Raw genomic sequence first — 21,000 nt, 5'->3', positions numbered from 1 at the left:
GCGAGGAATCCACAACCGCAATACCGAACCCCAGGTCCGCTGACGGCACGGACCTCAGGTCGGGTATGCCCAGGGAGGGCACACCAATGACCCAAGTACAGACTCGTACCATCACCCCCGCGGCCGGTAGGTCCGCTCTCGATCGGATCTTCCGGATCGGTGAACGCCGCAGCACCGTCTCTCGCGAAATTCGCGGTGGTATCACGACTTTCGTAGCGATGGCCTATGTCATCCTGCTCGTGCCGCTGATTCTGGGCGGCGCGACGGATATCGACGGCACGCATCTGAGCATCGCGCAACTCACCACGGCCACAGCGTTTTCCGCGGGGCTGTCCACCATTCTGATGGGTCTGGTCGGCAACGTTCCGCTGGCGCTGGCCGCCGGGCTGGGCGTGGTGCCGGTCGTCGCCTATCAGGCCGCACCGCATATGACCTGGCCGCAGACCATGGGTCTGGTGGTGCTGATGGGCGTGATCATCGTGATCATGGCCGCCAGCGGGCTGCGGACGATGATCATCAACGCCATTCCGCTGGCATTGAAGAACGCCATCGGCGTCGGCATCGGGATGTTCATCGCGCTGATCGGACTGGTGTCGTCCGGGGTGGTCGGGCACGGCTCGCCGACCGGGCCGCCGGTGGGCCTCGGCCCCGACGGACATCTCGAGGGCTGGCCGGTCGTCGTGTTCGGGGTCGGACTGCTGCTGATGCTCGCGCTCTACATCCGCAAGGTGCCCGGCGCGATCCTGATCAGCATCGCGACCTCGACCGTGCTCGCGATCGTCATCAACGCCGTCGCCACGATCAGCCCGAAGGCCTGGGGCACGGTCGTGCCGAAGATGCCCCATAAGCTCTTCGCCGCACCGGATTTCGGCCTCATGCTGCATATCGACCCGATCGGCGGCTTCGCCCGGGCGGGGGCCCTGACCGCCGGGGTGGTGCTGTTCACCCTCGTGCTGACCGGCTTCTTCGATGCCATGGGAACGGTTTTCGGGGTCTGCGACGAGGCGGGTCTGCTCGATGAGCGTGGCACCATGCCGGGCCTGGGCCGGGTATTGACCATCGACGGTGTCGCGCAGATCATCGGCGGCGCCAGCGGCGGTGCGGGTTCCACGGTCTACGTCGAATCGGCGACGGGCGTCGGAGAGGGTGCGCGCACCGGACTGACCAGCGTGGTGACCGGCGGATTGTTCTGTGCCGCGGTGTTCTTCACGCCGATCGCGGGCGTGGTGCCGATTCAGGCGGCGGCCCCGGCGCTGGTGCTGGTGGGCGCGTTGATGATGACGCAGGCCCGCAAGATCGACTGGAGCGATCTGGAGGTCGCGGTCCCCGCGTTCCTCACCATCGTGGCGATGCCGTTCACCTATTCGATCACCAACGGCGTCGGCGCGGGCCTGATCTCGTACACGGTGATCAAGGCGGCGCGCGGCAAGTTCCGCGAAATCCATTGGCTGGTATGGGTGGTGAGCGTCGTATTCGCCTGCTACTTCGCCATCTCCGCCATCGAACTGCTGTTTGGAGGGTGATGATCATGCGCGAGCTGACCACGGAACTATTGTCCTGGCATGCGGCGGACAAGGCCTATGCCGTCGCCAGCATCGTCGCGATCACCGGCAGCGCGCCCCGCCCGCTGGGCGCGGCGATGGCGGTGGACGACGAGGGCACCGTCATCGGCAGCATCTCCGGCGGCTGCGTGGAGGGCGCGGTGTACGAGCTGTGCCGCGAGGCGCTGCGCACGGGCCTGCCGCTGCGAGAGACGTTCGGCTACAGCGATTCCGACGCCTTCGCCGTCGGGCTGACCTGTGGCGGGGTGCTCGAGGTGCTGGTCCATCCGGTCGACTCGCGCGACCATGCGGCGATCGAGGCGATGCTGTGCGGCGAGGGCGCGGTCGCGCTGGTCCGGGATGTGCATACCGGCGCCACCGCGGCGCTGGGCCCGGACTGGGCGACCGGCGCGCGATTCGACAGCCGGGTGCTCGCCGAGGCGCGGGCCATGCTCGACCTGGGCGGCACCGGCATTCGCGTCATCGGTTGCGGCACAGAGGAGGTCACGGTGTTCGTGGAATCGTCGGTGCCACCGCCGCGGATGATCGTCTTCGGCGCGATCGATTTCGCGGCCGCGGTCGCCCGGATCGGCAAGTTCCTCGGCTATCACGTCACGGTCTGCGATGCCCGGCCGGTATTCGCCACACCGGCCCGCTTCCCGGACGCGGACGAGGTGGTCGTCGACTGGCCGCACCGCTATCTCGAAGGCGCCCAGGTCGATTCGCGCACGGTGATCTGCGTGCTCACCCATGACGCGAAGTTCGATGTGCCGGTGCTGGAGGTGGCGTTGCGGCTGCCGGTGGCCTATGTGGGTGCGATGGGATCGCGGCGCACCCACACCGACCGGCTGACCCGGCTGCGCGCGGCGGGGCTCACCGAAGGCGAACTGGTGCGGCTGTATTCGCCGATCGGACTGGATCTGGGCGGGCACACCCCGGAGGAGACGGCCGTGGCCGTCGCCGCCGAGATCGTGGCGGTGCGCCGCGGCGGCGGCGGGGGATCGCTGGCGGCCGGTGACGGGCCCATCCATCGGTTCGGCGCGAACGATACCGTGGCGCCGCCGCCGATGGAATACAGTGCCGCTCCCGTACCCGATCTCGCCGCACCGGTCGGACGCACCACCGACACCGTGCTCAGCGCCGCGCTCGCGCCCAGATGAGAGGGGTCGGATGCGATGGATCGGCAGGACGGGGCTGTGTGTCCGGCTCGGTCGTTCTACCGTGTGAGGCATGACCGCCGCGCAATACCAGCATCTGCTCGTAGCCCGGGACGGCGATACCGTCCACATCACCATGAACCGGCCCAAGCGCCGCAATACGCTCTCGTCCGACCATCTGACCGAACTGCTGACCGCGTTTCGCGCGGCGGGTAGCAGCGACGCCACCGGAATCGTGCTGGGCGCGGCCGGGCCGGTGTTCTCCGCCGGACACGACTTCACCGATGTCGCCTCGCGATATCTGCTGGAGGTACGCGAACTGCTGACCCTGTGCACCGAGGTGATGTCGGCCATTCAGACTGTGCCGCAGGTGGTCATCGCACGCGTGCACGGCCTGGCGACCGCGGCCGGATGTCAGCTGGTGGCCTCCTGTGATCTCGCCGTGGCGGCCGAATCCGCCGGATTCGCACTGCCCGGCGGCAAGGGCGGCTGGTTCTGTCATACCCCGGCCGTGCCGGTCGCCCGCGCGATCGGCCGCAAGCGGCTGATGGAACTCGCGCTGACCGGCGACACGATCGACGCGCATACCGCCGAACAGTGGGGGCTGATCAATCGCGTGGTCCCGGACGCGGACCTCGACGCGGCCGTCGCCGAGTTGATGGCCCGCGCGACCCGCGGCAGCCGCGCGTCCAAGGCGCTGGGCAAGCGCACCCTCTACGCACAGCTCGACCGGCCCGAGACCGACGCGTACACGATCGCGGTGGAGGTCATGGCGGCCGCCTCACAGCTGCCCGGGGCGCAGGAGGGGATGGCGGCATTCCTGGAGAAGCGGCAGCCCGTCTGGCCGGACTGACTTCCCTAACCTTCCCTAAACATCCCTATTGCGCATCTGAATAGGGATGTTTAGAGTAGTTCGCGTGACCGATCGTCTCTATTCCGTCGAGGACGTCGCCGAACGTCTCGGCCTGCATGTGCGCACCATCCGCGGCTATGTGCGCGAGGGTCGTCTGCCCGCCGTGCGCATCGGCAAGCAGTACCGCATCGCGCACGCCGATCTCGAGGCGTTCACCGGTCGCCCGGTGCCCGAGACGGTTCGGGAATCGGCGGGCCGCGAGCGATACACCGAGGTGTCGAGCATCGTCGAGATCGATGCGGTCGACCGCACCACGGCCGACCGGCTGAGCAGTCTGCTGATGGGTGCGGCGCGCAGCCATGATTCGACCGTGCGGCCGCTGCGGGTGCAGATCATCTACGACGAGCAGCGGGCTCGGATGAAGGTCGTCGTCGTGGGCGGGCTGGGTGAGACGGCTCGGTTGTTCGACTACATGGAGGGAGTGCTCGCGCCGTGAACGCGATCTACAAGTCCGAGGCCGGGGGCGAGAAGATCCTCGCTCGCTATCGAGAGGCGTTGCGCGCCTGGCCGATTCCGTTCGATGAGCTGCGCGTGCCGACGCGGGAGGGCGAGACGTTCGTGGTGGCGTCGGGTCCGATGGACGCGCCGCCGCTGGTGCTGTTGCACGGCTCGAGCGCCAATGCCAGCGCCTGGCGTGGCGATATCGCCTCCTGGGCACGGGATTTCCGCGTCTACGCGGTGGACCTGGTGGGTGAGCCGGGTCTGTCCGCGCCGTCTCGGCCGCGCCTGGATTCCGAGGAGGTCGCGCTGTGGCTCGACGATGTCCTTGCGGGCCTCGGGCTTACGCGGGCCGCGATGCTGGGTATGTCCCTGGGTGGTTGGACCGCACTGGATTACGCGCTGCGCCGCCCCGGCCGGATCGATCGGCTGGTGTTGCTGTGCCCGGGCGGGATCGGGCCGCAGCGGTTCGGCTATCTGCTGAAACTGTTGCCGCTGCGGCTGTTCGGACGCCGGGGCCTGCGCCGGACGGCGAGCATCGTCACCGGGCTGCGCTCGGAACAGGTCGCGCCGATCCTGGATGATGTGGTCCTGATCGCCACCCACTTCCGGCCCCGCATGGAGCGGTTACCTGTGTTCACCGACGATCAGCTGCGCGGGCTCGCCATGCCGGTGCTGGTGATCGTCGGCGGTCTCGACGTCATGTTCGACTCCGCGGAGATCGCCCGGCGGGCACGCGAATTCGTGCCGCATGCGACGGTGCGATTGCTGCCGGAGGTCGGGCATGCGATCTTCGGGCAGACCGCGGCGGTGGGGGAGTTCCTGGAAACCGCTGTGGCCGACGGGGTTCAGGACGAGGTCAGGTAGTCCGCGCCGCCGACGTAGACGGTCGAGCCCGGCTCGGCCGGATGCGTGGTCGCGTCCGCGACGGCGGTGGCGAACTCCTCGACGGTGGGCAGCGGGCCGTGTTCGGTCCGGGCCGCCACCGCCGCCGGATCACGGCGCTCCAGCAGGCGCACGATGATGGTGCCGTCGATCATATCGCCCGAGACCACGGTGAAACCGATTCCGCGCTCGGCGAATTCGGGGATCAGGGCGCGCAGCGCGTCCTCACCGGCCCGCTTGCTCGCCGCGATCGGCTCATAGCCCGCGGGAACGGGCCTGCGGCCGTGGAAGTGGGCCTGATGGCTGGTGACGAAGACGACGCGGCTCCCGGCGGCCAGCCGCGGCCCGGCCGCGCGCACCAGCCGCAGCTGCGCATCGCGATTGATGGTCATGGCGTAATCCGGCGGGGCGCCGTGCTCGAGTCCGCCGGAGGCGTTGAGCACCAGCACGTCCACCCGTCCGAGGCGGTCGCCGATATCGGCGATCATCGCCGCCGTGGCGGCCTCGTCGGTCAGATCGGCGCCGGCGATCGAGGCGCTGCCGCCCGCGGCCACGATCTCATCGGCGAGATTCTGCGCGCGCCTGCGCTTCTCGCGGTAGTTGAGTACCACGTGGTCGCCGCGGGCGGCCAGGATGCGGGCCGTCTCGGCCCCGATCCCGCGCGAGGCGCCGGTGATCAACACGATTCGCCGAGCTTGCATACCCACTCCTGCCGTTCGCTTCTGATTCAGAACTACTAGAGTAGTTCGAAATGAGAAGTGCACGGGAATCGGGGGCGTCGCGATCGGCGCGGCATGCGGTGATGGAACTGCTGGGGCAGCGCTGGATGCTGCGCGTGCTCTGGGAGCTCGAGCCCGGGCCGCTGGGCTTTCTGGAACTGCGCCGCCGGATGGGCAACTGCTCGTCGAGCATGCTCTCCGCGCGTCTGCACACCCTGCAGAATGCGGGCCTGACCGTGCAGCGCGCGGACAAGTCCCATGAATTGACCGCCGCCGGAACGGAACTCGCCCGTGCCTTGGAACCCCTGTGGGAGTGGGCCGATCGTCGGCGCGGGTCGATCGCGGAGGCCTTGGATGCGTGACCTGTTTCGGTTCGTCGGGGTAGCCGTCGTCGCCGCCCTTGCCTCGGCCTGTGGCTCCTCCGCCTCCGAGGATCCCGCGCCCACGTCGCAACCACCCGTCAGCACGCTGGAAGTTATCGACTGTTCCTTCGATAAGCCCGCCGTGCGCCCGCCTGATCTGATCTTGGCCTGTGCCGATCTGGGCGTGCGGGTCGAGCAGATCGACTGGAAAACCTGGGCCGCCGATCGCGCCGAGGGTGACGGGATCGAACGGGCCAACACCTGCGATCCGAACTGCGCGGCCGGGCACTTCATCACCAAACCGGTGCACATCATCCTGTCCGAACCGATCGAGCCTGGTCATGTGTTCACTAGAGCCACGACCATCGACGGCGCGGGGAAGCTGCTGGTCTGGCCGCTGACGAAGCGCTGACGCCCTGCCGGGAACTCTAGGTGTTACCGTCGGTCGCATGTAGTTGGTAGACTGTTGCTACGCTCACGAAGCAATCGGCACAGTGATGCCGGTGACAGTCAGACCAGGAGTACCGATGAAGTTACTTCCCCTTCGGGCGCGCCCGCGGACCATTGATCCGGGCGAGGTGGCGCTACACGCGCGGAACGTGCACTTCGACTGGCGCGATACCCCACTGCACTGGATGGCCGACGAGCCCATCGCCTCCCATCTGATCAACGCGCTGAACCTGCTGCTTCCCGAGGGCGAGCGGATGTTCTGCCAGGCCTTCTCCGAGGCGCTGCCGCTGATCAAGGACGAGAAGCTGCGCGAGCAGATGCTCGGCTTCATCGGGCAGGAATCCATGCACGCCGAGACGCACAGCGGAGTGCTCGACGAGGTGCTGACCGTGCACGGCATCGACGTGGAACCCTATGTGCGCCAGATGGAATACCTGTTCCGCAAGTCCCTGGGCCCGCGCGATGGCCAGGATGCCCGCAAGGAATTCCAGACGCTGGTCGAGCGGCTCGGCTTCATCGCGACCCTCGAGCATTTCTTCGCCTTCCTCGGCGACTGGATCCTCAATGCCGACCTCGAGCGGTTCGGCACGGATCCCAACATGCTGGACCTGTACCGCTGGCACGGCGCCGAGGAGGTCGAACACCGCTTCGTCGCCTATGAGGTGGCCGAATACTTCGAGATCGGTTATCTGCGCCGCTGCGCGCTCATGCTGTTCACCTTCCCGATCTTCCTGTCGCTGGTGGTGCGCGGCACGAAATACCTTGTGCGCCAGGACGAGTCGATGCCGGATCTGGGCTATCCGCGGCTGATCGTGCGGGTGTTCGGCTCGATGTGGCGCGGCGCGCTGCCCGGTGTGCCCTCGCTGCTGTGGAGCGCGCTGTCGGTGTTCACACCCGGCTACACCCCGGAGTCGGTCGGTTCGACCGCACAGGCGGTGGCGTATCTGGCCAAGTCCCCGGCGGCGCGGGCGATCGCGTCGTGACCCTGCGACGCCCCGTTCCGGCGCAACCACCCGCCGATCTGTACGGAAAACGGCGGCGGGACAGGACGATTCGGGTCGTGGACGCGATCGCGGAGACCCGACTCCGATGGTCGTCCCTGATCAACCGCCGCGATCGCGCCGGTCGCGTGGACGATCGGCGGCTCGGGCTGACCGTGATCGAGCGGCGGGTGGAGGCCCAGGACACCGATGTGGTCGGCCTGCTGCTCGCCGCGCCCGACGGTCGTGAGTTGCCCGCGTGGCGGCCGGGCGCGCATCTGGATCTGGAGCTGCCCTCGGGGCGGCTGCGGCAGTATTCGCTGTGCGGTGATCCCGCCGACCGGCACGCCTATCGCATCGCGGTGCGCCGCATCCCCGACGGTGGCGGCGGCTCGCTCGAGGTGCACGAGGCCCTGGGCATCGGCGCGCGCGTCATGGTGCGGGGCCCGCGCAACGCGTTCCCCTTCGTGCTGCCCGGTTACGGATCCGACTCCGCGCGACTGCATTTCGTGGCCGGCGGCATCGGGATCACGCCGATCCTGCCGATGATGCGGATGGCCGACCGGCTCGGCGTGGACTGGTCCATGGTCTACACCGGCCGCAGCCGCGACACCATCCCGTTCCTGGACGAGGTGGAGAGTTTCGGCGGCCGGGTCGCGGTGCGCACCGACGACGCCTACGGCCTGCCCACCGCCGCGGATCTGCTCGGCGAGATCGGCCCCGATACCTCCGTGTACTGCTGCGGTCCGGTGCCCATGACCGCTGCCATCGCCGCGGCCGTACGCGAAATGCCCGGTGTGGAACTGCATTCCGAGCGCTTCTCCGCGCCTCCGGTGCTCGACGGTAAGCCGTTCACGATCGAATTGGCCCGCACCGGTGAGGTGGTCGAGGTGCCCGCCGACCGTTCCGCGCTCGAGCAGGTGCTGACCCTGCGTCCGGACGCCGCCTACTCGTGTCGGCAGGGTTTCTGCCGGACCTGCCGGGTGCGCGTGCTCGCCGGGGAGGTCGAACATCGCGATACCGTGCTCACCCCCGACGAACGCGCCGACGGCGACATGCTGATCTGTGTATCCCGCTGCGGCGGCGAACGTTTGGTGCTGGACCTGTGAAGGAGAACACCGTGACCGATCGGACCCCGGCCCCGGACGCGGAACGAACCGTCCGTAGGGGCGAATTCGACCTGGCCGTCTACGAATACGGCGATCCGGCCGCGGACACCGTGATGCTCGTGCACGGCTGGCCCGACGATCACCATCTGTGGGATCGGGTGATTCCGTTGCTGGCCGACCGGTTTCACGTCGTCGCCTACGACACCCGCGGGCACGGCCGCTCCACCCGCACCGACCGCACCGCGGACTATCGGCTCGACGAATTCGCCGCCGACTTCTTCGCCGTCGCCGATGCCGTGAGTCCGGATCGGCCGGTGCATGTGCTCGCGCACGACTGGGGTTCGGTGCAGGGCTGGGAGGCGGTGTGCGAGCCGCGCGCGGCCGAGCGGATCGCCTCGTTCACCTCGGTATCGGGGCCGAATCTCGATCATCTCGCGCAGTGGATGCGCGCCAGGCTGTCCCGCGGTGCGGCGTGGGGGCCGTTCACGCAGATGCTGTCGTCGTGGTACACCTTCCTGTTCATGATCCCGGGCCTGCCACGGGTGGTGTTGCGGCCGCTGTCGGGGGAGAAGATCTGGCGGCGGTTCGTCGGGCTGATGAACGAGACCGCGCCGGAGAATGTGACGCTGGGCCCGGCGTTCCGGGAGGACTTCTTCGACGGGATGCGGGTCTACCGTGCGAATATCGTTCCGCGCCTGCTCAATCCGCGCGAGCGGCGCACCGAGGTACCGGTGCAGTTGATCATCGCGCGCCGCGATGTGGCCGTGCGTCCCGCCGGATACGACGATTCGCAGGCCTGGGCGCCGCGGCTGTGGCGGCGCGAGATCGCGGGCGGGCACTGGCTGCCGTACTCCCACCCGGAGCTGCTGGCCACGGCCACCACCGAATTCGCGACGGCGGTGGCGGGCGGCGAGGCGCCGCGCGCGCTGCGCCGGGCCGAGGTGGGGCGCGGACGGGAGCGGTTCGAGGACCATCTGGTGGTGATCACCGGCGGCGGTAGCGGGATCGGCCGGGAGACCGCGCTGTCGTTCGCGCGCCGTGGTGCGGAGATCGTGCTGTCGGATATCAATCTGGACGCGGCCAAGCAGACCGCGGAACTCGTTGCGGCACAGGGCGGTGTGGCGCACGCGTACGCGGTCGACGTCGCCGACGAGGCCGCCGTGGCCGAGCATGCGGCCGCGGTGATCGCGGCGCACGGCGTGCCCGACATCCTGATCAACAACGCGGGCATCGGCCAGGCGGGCGACTTCTTCGATACGTCCGCAAGCGAATTCGATCGGGTCATGCGGGTGAACCTGGGCGGGGTGATCAACGGCTGCCGCACCTTCGGCGCGGCGATGGCCGAGCGGGGTCTCGGCGGACATATCGTCAATCTGTCGAGCATGGCCGCCTACACCCCGCAGCGCGGCTTCAGCGCCTACTCGACGAGTAAGTCCGCGGTGTTCATGTTCTCCGACTGCCTGCGCGCCGAACTGGCGGGCAAGGGTATCGGGGTCCACACGATCTGCCCCGGCATCGTGCATACCAATATCGTTGCCACCACCAAGTTCTCGGGCGTCTCCGCGGACGAGGAGGCCGCCAGGCAGGCCCGCTACGACCACCTCTACCGGATGCGCGCCTACGGCCCGGAGAAGGTGGCCGAGCAGATCGTCAAGGCGGTGGAGCGTGACCGTCCGATCGTCCCGGTCACCCCGGAATCGCATCTGCAATACCACTTCCACCGCCTCGCCCCGGCCCTGCACCGGTTCGTCGCGGCGCGAGTGAAGCTGACCTAAGAGGCGGGCGACGCGGTGGCGCGCAGGCTGGTCAGAGTGACCACGCCCAGCGTCACCACGATCACGCCCAGCGAGGCCAGGGTCGGAATCTCCGGGATGCCGTCCCAGATGCCGTGCGCCCAGTGCAGGGTCAGCTTGACGCCGACGAAGGCGAGGATGACGGCCAGGCCGTAGGCCAGGTGGACCAGGCGGGACAGGGCCTCCTGCAGCACGAAGTACAGCGCGCGCAGACCGAGCAGGGCGAAGGCGTTGGTGGCGAAGACCAGATACGGGTCGCCGGTCACGCCGTAGACCGCGGGCACCGAATCGACCGCGAACACCACATCGGTCGCCATGACCGCGGTCACCACGAGGGCGAGCGGGGTCAGGGCGCGGCGGCCCGCCTCGCGCACGGTCATCCGGGTGCCGCGGTAGTCGTCGGTCACCGGCATCAGCTTGCGCATCAGCCGCACCGAACGCATCGAGGCGATATCGACCTCCTGCTCATGTCCACCGGCCGCATCGATGAGCAGTTTGACGGCCGTGGCCAGCAGGATCAGGCCGAACAACAGGAACGCCCAGTCCAATGAGGCGAGCGCGGCCGCACCGAGGGCGATGAATACGCCGCGCAGCACCAGCGCGCCCACGATCCCGAACAGCAGCACCCGCTGGCGCAGCGCGGCGGGCACCGCGAACGCGGCGAGCAGCAGCATGAAGACGAACAGGTTGTCCACCGACAGCGATTTCTCGAGCAGATAGCCGGTGAAGAATTCGGTAGCCGGGGTGCCGCCGTAGCCCGCCCAGACCAGCAGGCCGAAGCCGACCGGCAGTGCCAGATAGAACACCGTCCACCCGATCGCCTCGCGCATGGAGACCTCGTGCGGGCGGCGGGTGACCGCGAAATCCAGGGCCAGCAGCGCCAATACGCCCGCGATCGTCGCCGCCCACAGCCAGGGCGAGGCGATCGTGTCGAGAGCGGCGGTGGATAGATAGGTGGTCACGGGTCTCCTCGGGTACGTCTGATAACCCGAGGTCTCCTTCGCCCGTATCCGGGCGGCCACCCGGGGATTTCCGATGGCGGAATCCGTACTGACCGGTATAGCGCTTGGGAAGTACTCCCCTCGGGCGCCAGGATAGCCGACGTTTTGCCTGAAGACCAAGCGCGCGGCCGACTTGACTTGAACCACTGTTGAGGTTGGAGGCTGGTTCCCGTACCCGCAGACGAAGGGAAGTGGCCGAGAATGCGTGCGGTGGAAGTGAAATCGTTCGGCGCGCCGGAGGTGCTGATGATCGGCGAGCTGCCGGATCCGGTGCCCGGGCCGGGTGAGGTGGTGGTGGACGTCTCGGCCGCGGATGTGATGTTCCTCGACGGGCGGCTGCGCAGCGGCTGGGGCCAGGACTTCTTCCCGGTCGAGCCGCCCTATGTGCCCGGCGGGGCGGTCGCGGGCGTGGTGTCCGCGGTCGGCGCGGGCGTGGATCCCGGCTGGGTCGGCAAGCGCGTGGCGACCAAGACCGCGGCGAGCGGGATCGGGGGCGGCCTGCCGATCGGCGGATATGCGGAAAAGGCCCTCGCGCACGCGGATTCGCTCGACGAGCTGCCCGCCGGACTGGACTTCGTGCGCGCCGCGGCCCTGGTGCACGACGGGCGCACCGCGCTGGCGGTGGCCGAGCGGGCGGAACTGCGGCCGGGACAGTGGGTGCTGATCACCGCGGCGGGTGGGGGATTGGGCACGCTGTTGATCCAACTGGCGCGAGCCGCCGGGTCCCGAGTGATCGCCGCCGCGAGGGGTGCGGCGAAGCTCGAGCTGGCCCGGCGGCTCGGGGCGGATGTGGTGCTCGACTACGAGGAGCCCGGCTGGGCCGATCGGGTGCTGGAATCGGTGGGCGGCGACGGGGTGGATGTGGTCCTCGACGGCGCGGGCGGGCGGTTCGGGAGTGCCGCGCTGGGCACGCTGACCCGCGGTGGCCGGTTCATCGGATACGGCAATTCCGCGGGCGGATTCGCCGACTCGAGCGCCGAAGGCGCTACGGCGCAGGGTGTCACGGTGACCTCGCTGATGGAGCTCACGCGCGCCGATATCGACTGGTCCGGCCTCGGCCGCACGGCGCTGGCCGAGGCCGCCGCGGATCGTCTGGAAGTCGTCGTGGGGCAGACCTTCCCGCTCGACGCGGCGGCCGCGGCCCATACCGCCATCGAGGGGCGCACGGCGCTGGGCCGGACGATTCTGACGGTGTGAGCTACCGCGGGGTCAGGACGACCACCGCGATGGGGCGTTCGGTCATCGTCTGATACTGGGCGTATCGGCCGCGATTCACCTTGTCCACCAACGCCCATCGGCGCGCGTACTCCGGATCGTCGGGATAGGTCGCGCGGGCGGTCACCGCGATCCGCCGGGGTCCGACGTGAATCTCGCAGTCCGGCAGGGACTTCAGATTCGCCAGCCACCCCGGCGGTCGCGGCGACCCGCCGTTGGACGCGGTGACCAGATAGTCCTTGCCGTCCCGGGCATAGGTCAGCGCATTGGTCCTGGGCTGCCCGGTCTTGCGCCCGACCGTATGCAGCAACAACGTCGGGTTCCCCAGCAGTATCCGATGTCCCACCAACCCACCGGACTTCTCGTATACCCACTGATGCACCCGCAGGACATTCGCGAACAGACTCACCGCACGCTCCCATCGAACTCGACCCCCGGCGACACACTAGCCGCAACCACCGGTCCGGCTAGTGCATGCCCCACCCGACCCGGTACCATCGCTCGAGCCCGCAGTACGCGGTCGGGGGCGGTAGCTCAGTCGGTTAGAGCCGTGGACTCATAATCCATTGGTCGTGGGTTCGAGCCCCACCCGCCCCACAAACCTCGTACATCCGAACAAGCTCGACCTCGGATGGTTCGTGGTGCATGCCTGTTCGACCCGGTTCAGGGGAGCGTCAGTGGTGTGTCGTCGATCGGGCCCTGGCGGTAGTGCGCGAGCGTGGCACTGTTCGCGGTGGGGGAGAACTCCGCTACCGGGAAGGGGTTCCAGGCCTGGGTGTCCATCCATATTTGCCCGGACAGCGGAATCGGTCGGCCGGCGATATCGACCGAGCGTCCGGTCAGTGACTTCGCTGACGTGGCAACGCGATTGCCGTCCACGAAGAATTCGACCCTGTCTGCGTATAACCGAATTCCGTAGGAGTGGTCAGCCGAGAGCAGCGCCGGATCCAGTGGAATGGTGGTCATTTTCCTTTCTCCGGCCTGTTTGACGTAGATGTTGAATCCGGTCGCAGCGGGAGCGTCGTACATGAGCTGTGTCAACGCGTCCGAGATTCCGGTCTTGGCCATTAGTTGAGTGACCGGCCCGGTGGTGCCTTTCCAGCCGAACCATGCGACTTCCATCGCCATCGGGTCGGCCGATCGGTTGGAGATGCCCCATGCCCCGGCGCCGGTGTCCGCGACCAAGTTCGAACCCCGAAGCCGGAAAACCTCTGCCATGCCCGGCACAGTGATCGGCTGTGCGACGATCTCGGCCGATCCCCCTACCGGTGCTGTCGGGGTCTGCAGAGTTATGCCTTCAGGTCCGAAAGTCACCCCGCCGAACCCCAGATCGATATTGCACCAATCGGCACCCGACGGTGCGGCGGCGAAGGTCTCATCCAGTGCTCGCGGCGGTTGCGGATGTTCTATGCCCAGGTTCAAGGTGAGGGTTCGGGGATGCGTCGTGCCGCAGTTCGGCAGGCCGTCGGTGGACTGACCCGGTAGCCCGAGGCCGAACTGACCCGATGGCCCGGTGTACGGATCGGCGACGGCACCAGGACTGAATGCAACGAGAGCCACGCTTGCGAGTAAACCCGCGAAGGCTGTCTTTGCGGCCCGCTCGAAGAACCGACCGCACTTCTGCGACAAACGACGAGCAATCTGGTCATAAGACCACTTCTCATTCAATACGTCCATGACACTCCAGGTCTCGCTTTTGGATCGAGTGCAATACATTCCTGTACATGTGTTGCGTCGCGCCAGCATGACACGCCGATCCCATATCTGCAGTGTTCGCGTAATGACGTCGGGTTCGAAAGGCGTCGGTGACCGGTGGGGTGTGACGCACTTCACGTCAGCCGATATCGAGCGTTATGTGGACGACTGCGAGCGCAGTTGTGAGATCTCGCAGATCAGAAGCTCTGATCAGGTTGAATGTTCCTGATCAGTGCCCTTGTTCTACCTAACACAATCATCGATATGAGAACGGAGTGGCTCTCCTCCAAGGACTGCTGATCAGGGCGCGCGCAAGCGGTCCAATGCCGATCGGCTTTCATCGTCGGCGGGGCGGAAGATCGTCAATCGTTGGTCCGGATCTTCCAGTGGCATGAGCACTTCGAAATCCACGGTGATCTCGCCGACGGCGGGGTGTCGCATCGCCTTGCGGCCGCGGCCGTTGACCTTGACGTCTCGTTCGTCCCAGAGTCGCGCGAATTCCTCGTCGTGAGTGGTGAATTCGGTGATGAGGTCGGATAGCGCCCGATCGTGCGGATGGGCGGCCCACGCGGCGCGCAGGTGGGCGATTCCCTCTCGGACGACCCGTTCGCGGTCGAGATAGAACTCACGCATCGGTGGATGCCTCAGGCATAGCCACATCGCGTTGCGCTGGGACGGCGGCAGGGTGTCGAAATCCAGGAGGAGCCTTGCCATTTCGTCGTTCCAGGCCAGGATGTCGTAGCGGTGGTTCATCAGCATGGCCGGCAGCGGTGACAGGTCGGCGACCATGCGGGCCAGCGGCGGGGCCGCGGTGGTGGCGAGTGTGTCGGCGTTGCGGGGGCGCTGCTGGGCCAGGTCGAACAGGTAGGCGCGTTCGGCGGGGGCCAGGCGCAGTGCCTGGGCCAGTGCCTCCACCACATCCGCCGAGGGCCGCAGCCCACGGCCCTGTTCCAGCCGCACGATGTAATCGATGCTGATCCCGGCCAATTCGGCGACCTCTTCGCGGCGCAATCCGGGGGTCCGCCGGAACCGCCGACGCGACGGCAGGTCGAAATCGTGCGGGTCGAGCCGTTCGCGCCGGGTTCGCAGGAACGCGGCCAGCTCCTGTGTCGCGTCCACGGTGCGGGTCATCGGTCCGATGCTACCGCCAGGGTAGGACCGGCGTTCCCAGGAACTGTCTTCCCTTATCCCCGGTTCGCGGCGATCACAGACTTGTTCTCCGACAACGGATCACTAGTTCAGGAGGACACGATGTCGCTCACCCTCGACACCTACCGGCTGCTGGGCCGCTCGGGGTTGCGGATCTCACCGCTGGCGCTGGGCGCGGCGACCTTCGGTACCGAATGGGGCTGGGGCGCCGAACGGGACGAGGCGCGCAAGCTGTTCGACGTCTACGTCGAGCGCGGCGGCAACTTCATCGACACCGCCAGCACCTACACCAATGGCAGCTCCGAGCGTCTGCTGGGCGAATTCACCCGCGACAACCGCGAAAGCCTGGTGCTGGCAACGAAGTACTCGACATTGCGTCGGGCCGACGATCCGAATTCCGGTGGCGCGCACCGCAAGCCCCTGTTCGCGTCAGTGGAAACCAGTCTGCGACAGCTGAATACGGATTACATCGATCTGCTCTACCTGCACGTGTGGGATGTCACGACGCCGGTCGAGGAGATCCTGCGCGGCATGGACGATCTGGTCCGCCGCGGCAAGGTCTTGTACGTGGCGATCTCCAACGCCCCGGCCTGGCAGGTGTCGCGCATGCAGGCGATCGCCGACCTGCGCGGCTGGTCACCGCTGGTGGCGCTGCAGCTCGAATACAACCTGATCGAGCGTACCGGGGAACGTGACCTGATCCCCATGGCACGCGAGTTGGGGTTGGGGGTGATCCCGTTCTCACCGCTGGCCGGCGGGGTGCTCACCGGCAAATACAGCCGCGCCGACCTGACCGCGGTGAACGCCTCCGACGACGGCACCCGCAAGAACTTCAATATCGCCAATGGCGCGCTCACCGAACGAAACCTCGCCATCGCGGACGTCGTGCGGGAGATCGCCCACGAGCTGGGCCGCACGCCCGGGCAGGTCGGATTGGCCTGGACCCTGCAGAATCCGGACGTGACGGCACCGATCATCGGCGCGCGCACCCCCGAGCAACTGGAGGACAACCTGGGCGCCCTGGAGGTCGAATTCACCGCCGCCCAACTGGCCCGCCTCGACGAGGCCAGCGTGATCGACCTGGGCTTCCCGCACGATCTTCTCGCCAGCGTCAGGGGCCGCACCCTGACTCGCGGCGACCTGGTGATCGAACCCCGTCACTGATATCCGATCGAGCCCCGAGGGCGGCATCGCTGCCGCCCTCGGGGCGATCAGCGCCGCCGAGGTATGCGCCCGAAGGCGGTACGTAGGTTCGCGCGTAATGCGCTGGGGTTGAGCGCGTTCGGCCCGGGATGTATCAGCTGTTGTGCATTCAGCACCATCAGCGGGAGTTGCACAGGCAGTATGGGAGTCATGGCTGGATTCGTCCTCACTCCAGATCGTCGGGACCAGCTGGCCGCGTTGCTCGGTGACGAGCGGCGGCTCCGCGCGGAGTATCCGAAGGTGGCCGACTACCTGGATGCGGCGGCGATGATGTCCGGCAGTGGAGACGAACAGGCTGACGCCGCATTCGATCTCCGATTCGTGCATTACATGACCGGAGACGACGCTCAGAGTCGGAATCCCTACTGGGACATCGTCGCCCAATCGGTCTCTCACCGGGACGGTCGTCGAGTGGTCGACGGCGGTCGCCCCCAAGGCAGTGCGCGACTGGGGTTCGCGCAGACGATCCTGCAGGCGGTCTACGCCTACGCTGTCCCGTCGCCTGAAACGATCAACTGGATGACCGACTTCTGCTCGGGCAGGGAGGTGGTCGAACTCGGTGCCGGCCGGGGCTATTGGGCGGCGCAGCTGACGGTCGCCGGTCTGATCGTCGACGCTTTCGACTTCGAACCCCCGGATACGACCGAAAACGTGTCGTTCCCGGGCGCGTCCGGGCAACGCGATGTGTGGCATCGTGTCGGTGATCTCGCGTCCTTCGCTGAGCGTGTTCGCGGTCAGTCCGACCACGTGTTGTTCCTGTGCTGGCCGCCGGGTTGGGGCAATGTCATGGCATCGACGGCGCTCGACGAGTTCAGCCGTGCCGGAGGCGATCGGCTGGTGTTCGTCGGCGAACCCAAGGGTGGCAAGACGGGAGACGATGCATTCTTCGATGCCCTGGCATTAGGGTGGAAGCTGGAATCCGAAGACTCTCAGTATGTTTCGTGGTGGAATCTTGCCGATGTAGCCCAAGGCTGGGTCCGCCGGTGACCCTTCCTGGGCCTATTCGGTAGGCGATTGCTTCGGGTTGGCGGTCGCGGTCGGAATCCCGTTGGCGGTGTTCGTGATTGTGACGGTCGATGTTCGCCGCATCCCAGAGGGCTCAGACAAGCGATCCGGGACCTACGCGACCGTGAGGAGCGTGAGGGGTGACCGAGACAGGTTCTGCGATTATCGAACCCCGCCACTGATATCCGATCGAGCGCCGAGGGCGGCACCGCCGCCGCCCTCGGGGCGATCAGCGCCGCCAGGACATGCGCCCGAAGGCGGTGCGCAGGTTCGCGCGCAGGATGAGCAGCACCAGGAAAGGGCCGCCGATCGCCGCGGTCACGACCCCGACCGGGAGTGGTTCGGACAGCAGGGTCCGAGAGATGAGGTCGGCTGCCGTCAGTAGGAGAGCTCCCATGATTCCGGAGGCGAGCAGCGGTGGCGACGCTAGCCGACTCAGTCGGACGGTGACCTGGGGCGCGATCAGGGCCACGGCGAAGACCGGTCCGGCCGCCGCGACCGCGATACCGGTCAGCAGTATCGCGGTGAGCAGCAATGACATTCGTACCGCGGTGAGCCGGATGCCCAATGTGACGGCGAGATCGTCGCCCAGTGCGATCGCGCGCAGCGGATAGGCCAGCGCGATCGCCGCGACCGTCAGCGCGCCGATGCCCCATACCGTGATCCATATCTGCGACCACTGCCGCGGCTCCAACGCCCCGACCAGCCACAGCTGCGCCTGGCCCACATCGCGAATATCGGCCCGCACCAACATCCATTGCGTCAGCGCCGACATGATGGCGGTGACCGCCACACCCGCGAGCACCAGCCGCTGCTGCCCCACTCGGCCCAGGGCACTCACCGCGAGAACGAATGTCCCGGTGAGCAATCCGCCCGTCATGGCGGCCAGCGGCAGGCCGTACGCGAACAGGGTCGAGATGGTGTGGCCGCCGACCCCGGTCACCACGGTCACGGCGGCGGCACCCGCGCCACCGGTGACGCCCAGGATATCGGGCGAGGCGAGGGGATTGCGGGCGACGGTCTGGACGATCGCTCCGCTCACGCCGAGAGCCAGCCCCACCACGACACCGAGTACGGCTCGGGGCAGCCGGAGTTCGTGAATGACGAAGGCGCTCATACTGTCTCCGCGTCCCACCAGGGTGGCCAGCACATCCCACAGCGGAATCGCGAGATCGCCCGTGCCCAGGCTCACGCAGAACAGCGCGGCCGTCGCCGCCGCGGCCGTCACGGCCACCGCGAGGGGCCGCGAGCGCCAGCGGACCGCTATCCGAGTACCGGGTATCCGCACCGCGGATGTGGGCCGTCGGACCTCGACGCGCGTGGTCACCGCGTGCCCGCCTTTCGTAACAGGACGACCGCCAGGAAGAACGGGGCCCCGAGCAGTGCGACGACGATCCCGGCCTGCAGTTCCCCGGGCCGTGCCACCACGCGGCCGACGATATCGGCGGCCAACAGGACGACCGCGCCGAGGGCGGCCGCGCACGGCAGCAGCCATCGAAAGTCGGGTCCGGTCAACGAGCGCGCCACGTGCGGAACCATCAGACCCAGGAATGCGATACTCCCGCAGGCCGCGGTCGCGGCCCCCGCGAGCAGCGTGACGGTCAGGATGCCCACCAGCCGACCCCGAAACACATGGACGCCGAGCGCTGCCGCGACATCATCACCCAGATCCAGCGCGTTGAGCACCGGCGCGCACAGCGCCGCGAGCCCGAAGCCGATCACCAGGAACGGCAACATCACTCGCAGCACCGGCCATGCCAACCCGCCCACCGATCCCGCGCCCCAGAATCGCAGCGCATCCATCGATGTGCGGTCACTCAACGCGATCGCCCCGGTCAGCGCCGACAGCGATACCGAGATACCGGCCCCGACCAGAACCACCGACAGCGGCGATGCTCCCGACCCGAGCCCGGCGATGGTGAAGACCATGGCCGCGGCGAGCGCCGCGCCCCCGAACGCGAACCATACGTAGGCCACCGGGGAGGTGAGATGCAGCAGCGTGATCGCCAGCACCACGGCCAGCGCCGCACCCTGCGTGATACCCAGCAGCCCCGGATCGGCCAGGGGATTGCGCGTATATCCCTGGGTCAGGGCGCCCGCGAGTCCCAGTGCCGCACCGATGATCACCGCGAAGACGGTGCGTGGAATGCGGATGGTGCGCAGGATGTCGGCGGCCTCGCCCGGGGCGCCGGACAGGCCCTGCCACACCTGCACCGGGGTCAGCGATCCCGATCCGATCAGCAGCGACCCGACCACGGCCGCCGCCAGCCCCGTGGCCAGCAGTCCGAGGGCGAGCGGCGGCGCTACGGTTCGGACGTTACCGCGTGCCATGAGCGGCGGTGCTCAGCTTCGGTAGGGCATGGGTGACCAGCCACGGGATGTTCAGCACGTTCGGCGCGCTGATCGCGTACACCATGGGCGGATCGGTCAGTGCCACATATGAATTCGCCTTCACCGCGGCCAGGGACCGGAAGATCGGATTGGCTTCCACACTCGTCTGGAGAGCCGGTTGCAGATACCAGCTGAGCAGTACATCCGGGTTGTAGCGCGGGATGTTCTCCCAGCTGACGTCCGCCGCGAACTTGGACGGATCGGTCTGCTGGCGCAACTGCGCGAGTTCGGGGAGCGGGGTGAAGCCCAGGGTCTGCAGCAGTTCGATCCGCGGATCGGTCGCCAGATAGACGTTCAGCCCGTCCGGCTTGATCGCGCTGAACACCGCCGCGGTCTTCCCGGCGAACTCGGGGTGCTCCGAACGCGCCTGTGCCAGTTGCGCATTCGTATTGTCGACGAGAGCGGCGGCCTCCTTCTCCTTGCCGAGGGCCTTGCCGACCAGCCGGGTCTGATCCTGCCAACCGGTCTGCCAGGGCTTGCCCGGATAGCCCACGGTCGGGGCGATCGCCGACAGTTTGGCGAACTGGTCCGCGGTGACACCGGATTGCACGGCCAGAATCACATCCGGGCGCAGGGCGGCGATCTTCTCATACGGCATCGACTTACTCGTCGCCTCGAACACCTCGGGTGTCGCCGATCCGAGTTTGTCCCGCACCCAGGGCAGTACGGGGTCGTCGGTGCCGGAATCGGACTTCATGTTCGGGACGGCGACCGGCGTCACGCCCAGTGCGAGCGCCACCTCGGTGGAACCCCATCCGAGGGTGATCACCCGTTGCGGCGCATGGGAAATCGTCGTCGGTCCGAGCGCCGACTCGAGGGTGACCGGGAAGGCCCCGCCGGGTGCGGCGGCGGGAGTCTCGGCGGATCGCTCGCCGCTCGTGCAGCCGGTCGCCAGCAGCAGCGATACCGCCGCGGCGCAACCGGCCACGACCCGGCGCAGCCGTCGGCGAACGGGCGGCTGTACTCCGTGACGAAGGGAACGTTCGATCATGGG

The 21,000-nt window shown here is 67.8% G+C and carries 21 protein-coding genes and 1 tRNA gene; 14 read left to right on the top strand and 8 right to left on the bottom strand.

Going from position 1 to position 21,000, the window contains the following annotated elements:
* The first annotated feature begins 86 nt into the window (after window positions 1–86).
* The 5 genes from ACIA76_RS32795 to ACIA76_RS32775 all read left to right on the top strand — a co-directional run bounded on the left by ACIA76_RS32795 (window position 87) and on the right by ACIA76_RS32775 (window position 4,916).
* Complete coding sequence (locus tag ACIA76_RS32795; RefSeq protein WP_397157408.1) at window positions 87–1,523, top strand: NCS2 family permease; 1,437 nt, start codon at window positions 87–89, stop codon at window positions 1,521–1,523.
* 5 nt (window positions 1,524–1,528) lie between these two features.
* Window positions 1,529–2,701: an XdhC family protein gene (locus ACIA76_RS32790; RefSeq protein WP_397157406.1), complete on the top strand. Its 1,173-nt coding sequence runs from the start codon at window positions 1,529–1,531 to the stop codon at window positions 2,699–2,701.
* Between the two features lie 70 nt (window positions 2,702–2,771).
* A complete protein-coding gene (locus tag ACIA76_RS32785) occupies window positions 2,772–3,551 on the top strand; it encodes an enoyl-CoA hydratase-related protein (RefSeq protein ID WP_397157404.1) in 780 nt (259 codons plus the stop codon).
* Between the two features lie 64 nt (window positions 3,552–3,615).
* Complete coding sequence (locus ACIA76_RS32780; RefSeq protein ID WP_397157402.1) at window positions 3,616–4,047, top strand: helix-turn-helix domain-containing protein; 432 nt, start codon at window positions 3,616–3,618, stop codon at window positions 4,045–4,047.
* Complete coding sequence (locus ACIA76_RS32775) at window positions 4,044–4,916, top strand: alpha/beta fold hydrolase (RefSeq protein WP_397157401.1); 873 nt, start codon at window positions 4,044–4,046, stop codon at window positions 4,914–4,916. The genes ACIA76_RS32780 and ACIA76_RS32775 overlap by 4 nt, the downstream gene beginning before the upstream one ends.
* Here the strand turns inward: ACIA76_RS32775 and ACIA76_RS32770 are convergent.
* Window positions 4,898–5,635, bottom strand: coding sequence for an SDR family oxidoreductase (locus tag ACIA76_RS32770; protein ID WP_397157399.1), 738 nt, complete (start codon window positions 5,633–5,635; stop codon window positions 4,898–4,900). The genes ACIA76_RS32775 and ACIA76_RS32770 overlap by 19 nt on opposite strands.
* 50 nt (window positions 5,636–5,685) lie before the next feature.
* On the opposite strand from ACIA76_RS32770, the gene ACIA76_RS32765 reads away from it, so the two are divergent.
* The 5 genes from ACIA76_RS32765 (at window position 5,686) to ACIA76_RS32745 (ending at window position 10,329) form a co-directional block, all read left to right on the top strand.
* A complete protein-coding gene (locus tag ACIA76_RS32765) occupies window positions 5,686–6,015 on the top strand; it encodes a winged helix-turn-helix transcriptional regulator (protein ID WP_397157398.1) in 330 nt (109 codons plus the stop codon).
* On the top strand, window positions 6,008–6,427 hold the full coding sequence (locus ACIA76_RS32760) for a hypothetical protein (protein ID WP_397157396.1): 420 nt from the start codon (window positions 6,008–6,010) through the stop codon (window positions 6,425–6,427). The genes ACIA76_RS32765 and ACIA76_RS32760 overlap by 8 nt, the downstream gene beginning before the upstream one ends.
* A 115-nt stretch (window positions 6,428–6,542) precedes the next feature.
* Complete coding sequence (locus ACIA76_RS32755) at window positions 6,543–7,448, top strand: metal-dependent hydrolase (RefSeq protein WP_397157395.1); 906 nt, start codon at window positions 6,543–6,545, stop codon at window positions 7,446–7,448.
* Window positions 7,445–8,554 (top strand): PDR/VanB family oxidoreductase, encoded by a 1,110-nt coding sequence (locus ACIA76_RS32750; RefSeq protein WP_397157393.1) that lies wholly within the window; start codon window positions 7,445–7,447, stop codon window positions 8,552–8,554. The genes ACIA76_RS32755 and ACIA76_RS32750 overlap by 4 nt, the downstream gene beginning before the upstream one ends.
* 11 nt (window positions 8,555–8,565) lie before the next feature.
* Window positions 8,566–10,329, top strand: a complete 1,764-nt coding sequence (locus tag ACIA76_RS32745; protein ID WP_397157391.1) for an SDR family oxidoreductase — start codon at window positions 8,566–8,568, stop codon at window positions 10,327–10,329.
* Here the strand turns inward: ACIA76_RS32745 and ACIA76_RS32740 are convergent.
* Entirely contained in the window at window positions 10,326–11,309 is a 984-nt protein-coding gene (locus ACIA76_RS32740) for a TerC/Alx family metal homeostasis membrane protein (RefSeq protein WP_397157389.1), read from the bottom strand. The two genes, ACIA76_RS32745 and ACIA76_RS32740, sit on opposite strands and share 4 nt — an antisense overlap.
* 240 nt (window positions 11,310–11,549) lie before the next feature.
* Between ACIA76_RS32740 and ACIA76_RS32735 the strand changes: the two genes are divergently transcribed.
* A complete protein-coding gene (locus ACIA76_RS32735; RefSeq protein WP_397157387.1) occupies window positions 11,550–12,545 on the top strand; it encodes a zinc-binding dehydrogenase in 996 nt (331 codons plus the stop codon).
* Between the two features lies 1 nt (window position 12,546).
* Here ACIA76_RS32735 and ACIA76_RS32730 read toward each other — a convergent pair whose 3' ends face one another.
* Window positions 12,547–12,972 (bottom strand): nitroreductase family deazaflavin-dependent oxidoreductase, encoded by a 426-nt coding sequence (locus ACIA76_RS32730; protein WP_397157385.1) that lies wholly within the window; start codon window positions 12,970–12,972, stop codon window positions 12,547–12,549.
* A gap of 114 nt (window positions 12,973–13,086) precedes the next feature.
* On the opposite strand from ACIA76_RS32730, the gene ACIA76_RS32725 reads away from it, so the two are divergent.
* Window positions 13,087–13,160, top strand: a tRNA-Ile gene (locus ACIA76_RS32725).
* Window positions 13,161–13,226: 66 nt separating this feature from the next.
* Here ACIA76_RS32725 and ACIA76_RS32720 read toward each other — a convergent pair.
* On the bottom strand, window positions 13,227–14,309 hold the full coding sequence (locus ACIA76_RS32720) for a hypothetical protein (protein ID WP_397157383.1): 1,083 nt from the start codon (window positions 14,307–14,309) through the stop codon (window positions 13,227–13,229).
* Window positions 14,310–14,558: 249 nt separating this feature from the next.
* A complete protein-coding gene (locus tag ACIA76_RS32715) occupies window positions 14,559–15,389 on the bottom strand; it encodes a helix-turn-helix transcriptional regulator (protein WP_397157382.1) in 831 nt (276 codons plus the stop codon).
* Between the two features lie 120 nt (window positions 15,390–15,509).
* Here ACIA76_RS32715 and ACIA76_RS32710 point away from each other — a divergent pair, with 120 nt between their 5' ends.
* Window positions 15,510–16,571, top strand: a complete 1,062-nt coding sequence (locus tag ACIA76_RS32710; protein WP_397157380.1) for an aldo/keto reductase — start codon at window positions 15,510–15,512, stop codon at window positions 16,569–16,571.
* Window positions 16,572–16,760: 189 nt separating this feature from the next.
* Entirely contained in the window at window positions 16,761–17,597 is an 837-nt protein-coding gene (locus ACIA76_RS32705; protein WP_397157379.1) for a hypothetical protein, read from the top strand.
* A 247-nt stretch (window positions 17,598–17,844) separates the two neighbouring features.
* Here the strand turns inward: ACIA76_RS32705 and ACIA76_RS32700 are convergent, their stop codons facing one another.
* Genes ACIA76_RS32700 through ACIA76_RS32690 form a run of 3 tightly spaced genes read right to left on the bottom strand, consistent with a single transcriptional unit; the run spans window position 17,845 to window position 20,997 of the window.
* Window positions 17,845–18,942, bottom strand: coding sequence for a FecCD family ABC transporter permease (locus tag ACIA76_RS32700; RefSeq protein ID WP_397157377.1), 1,098 nt, complete (start codon window positions 18,940–18,942; stop codon window positions 17,845–17,847).
* Window positions 18,939–19,946, bottom strand: coding sequence for a FecCD family ABC transporter permease (locus ACIA76_RS32695; protein WP_397157375.1), 1,008 nt, complete (start codon window positions 19,944–19,946; stop codon window positions 18,939–18,941). Before ACIA76_RS32695 ends, ACIA76_RS32700 begins: the two co-directional genes overlap by 4 nt.
* Window positions 19,933–20,997, bottom strand: coding sequence for an iron-siderophore ABC transporter substrate-binding protein (locus ACIA76_RS32690; protein WP_397157373.1), 1,065 nt, complete (start codon window positions 20,995–20,997; stop codon window positions 19,933–19,935). Before ACIA76_RS32690 ends, ACIA76_RS32695 begins: the two co-directional genes overlap by 14 nt.
* Window positions 20,998–21,000: the final 3 nt, after the last annotated feature.

This window comes from Nocardia sp. NPDC051570, assembly GCF_044454005.1.
Classification (GTDB): Bacteria; Actinomycetota; Actinomycetes; order Mycobacteriales; family Mycobacteriaceae; genus Nocardia.
The sequence above is the reverse complement of the archived record's forward strand: the minus strand, read 5'-3'. Positions and strand labels throughout refer to the sequence as shown.

Bases quoted from the DNA above. Each gene is read 5' to 3' on its own strand.
- ACIA76_RS32795 (WP_397157408.1), top strand. From the start codon at position 87: ATGACCCAAGTACAGACTCGTACCATCACCCCCGCGGCCGGTAGGTCC.
- ACIA76_RS32715 (WP_397157382.1), bottom strand. From the start codon at position 15,389: ATGACCCGCACCGTGGACGCGACACAGGAGCTGGCCGCGTTCCTGCGA.
- ACIA76_RS32770 (WP_397157399.1), bottom strand. From the start codon at position 5,635: ATGCAAGCTCGGCGAATCGTGTTGATCACCGGCGCCTCGCGCGGGATC.
- ACIA76_RS32765 (WP_397157398.1), top strand. From the start codon at position 5,686: ATGAGAAGTGCACGGGAATCGGGGGCGTCGCGATCGGCGCGGCATGCG.
- ACIA76_RS32695 (WP_397157375.1), bottom strand. From the start codon at position 19,946: ATGGCACGCGGTAACGTCCGAACCGTAGCGCCGCCGCTCGCCCTCGGA.
- ACIA76_RS32785 (WP_397157404.1), top strand. From the start codon at position 2,772: ATGACCGCCGCGCAATACCAGCATCTGCTCGTAGCCCGGGACGGCGAT.
- ACIA76_RS32735 (WP_397157387.1), top strand. From the start codon at position 11,550: ATGCGTGCGGTGGAAGTGAAATCGTTCGGCGCGCCGGAGGTGCTGATG.
- ACIA76_RS32710 (WP_397157380.1), top strand. From the start codon at position 15,510: ATGTCGCTCACCCTCGACACCTACCGGCTGCTGGGCCGCTCGGGGTTG.
- ACIA76_RS32790 (WP_397157406.1), top strand. From the start codon at position 1,529: ATGCGCGAGCTGACCACGGAACTATTGTCCTGGCATGCGGCGGACAAG.
- ACIA76_RS32705 (WP_397157379.1), top strand. From the start codon at position 16,761: ATGGCTGGATTCGTCCTCACTCCAGATCGTCGGGACCAGCTGGCCGCG.
- ACIA76_RS32760 (WP_397157396.1), top strand. From the start codon at position 6,008: ATGCGTGACCTGTTTCGGTTCGTCGGGGTAGCCGTCGTCGCCGCCCTT.
- ACIA76_RS32720 (WP_397157383.1), bottom strand. From the start codon at position 14,309: ATGCTGGCGCGACGCAACACATGTACAGGAATGTATTGCACTCGATCC.
- ACIA76_RS32690 (WP_397157373.1), bottom strand. From the start codon at position 20,997: ATGATCGAACGTTCCCTTCGTCACGGAGTACAGCCGCCCGTTCGCCGA.
- ACIA76_RS32755 (WP_397157395.1), top strand. From the start codon at position 6,543: ATGAAGTTACTTCCCCTTCGGGCGCGCCCGCGGACCATTGATCCGGGC.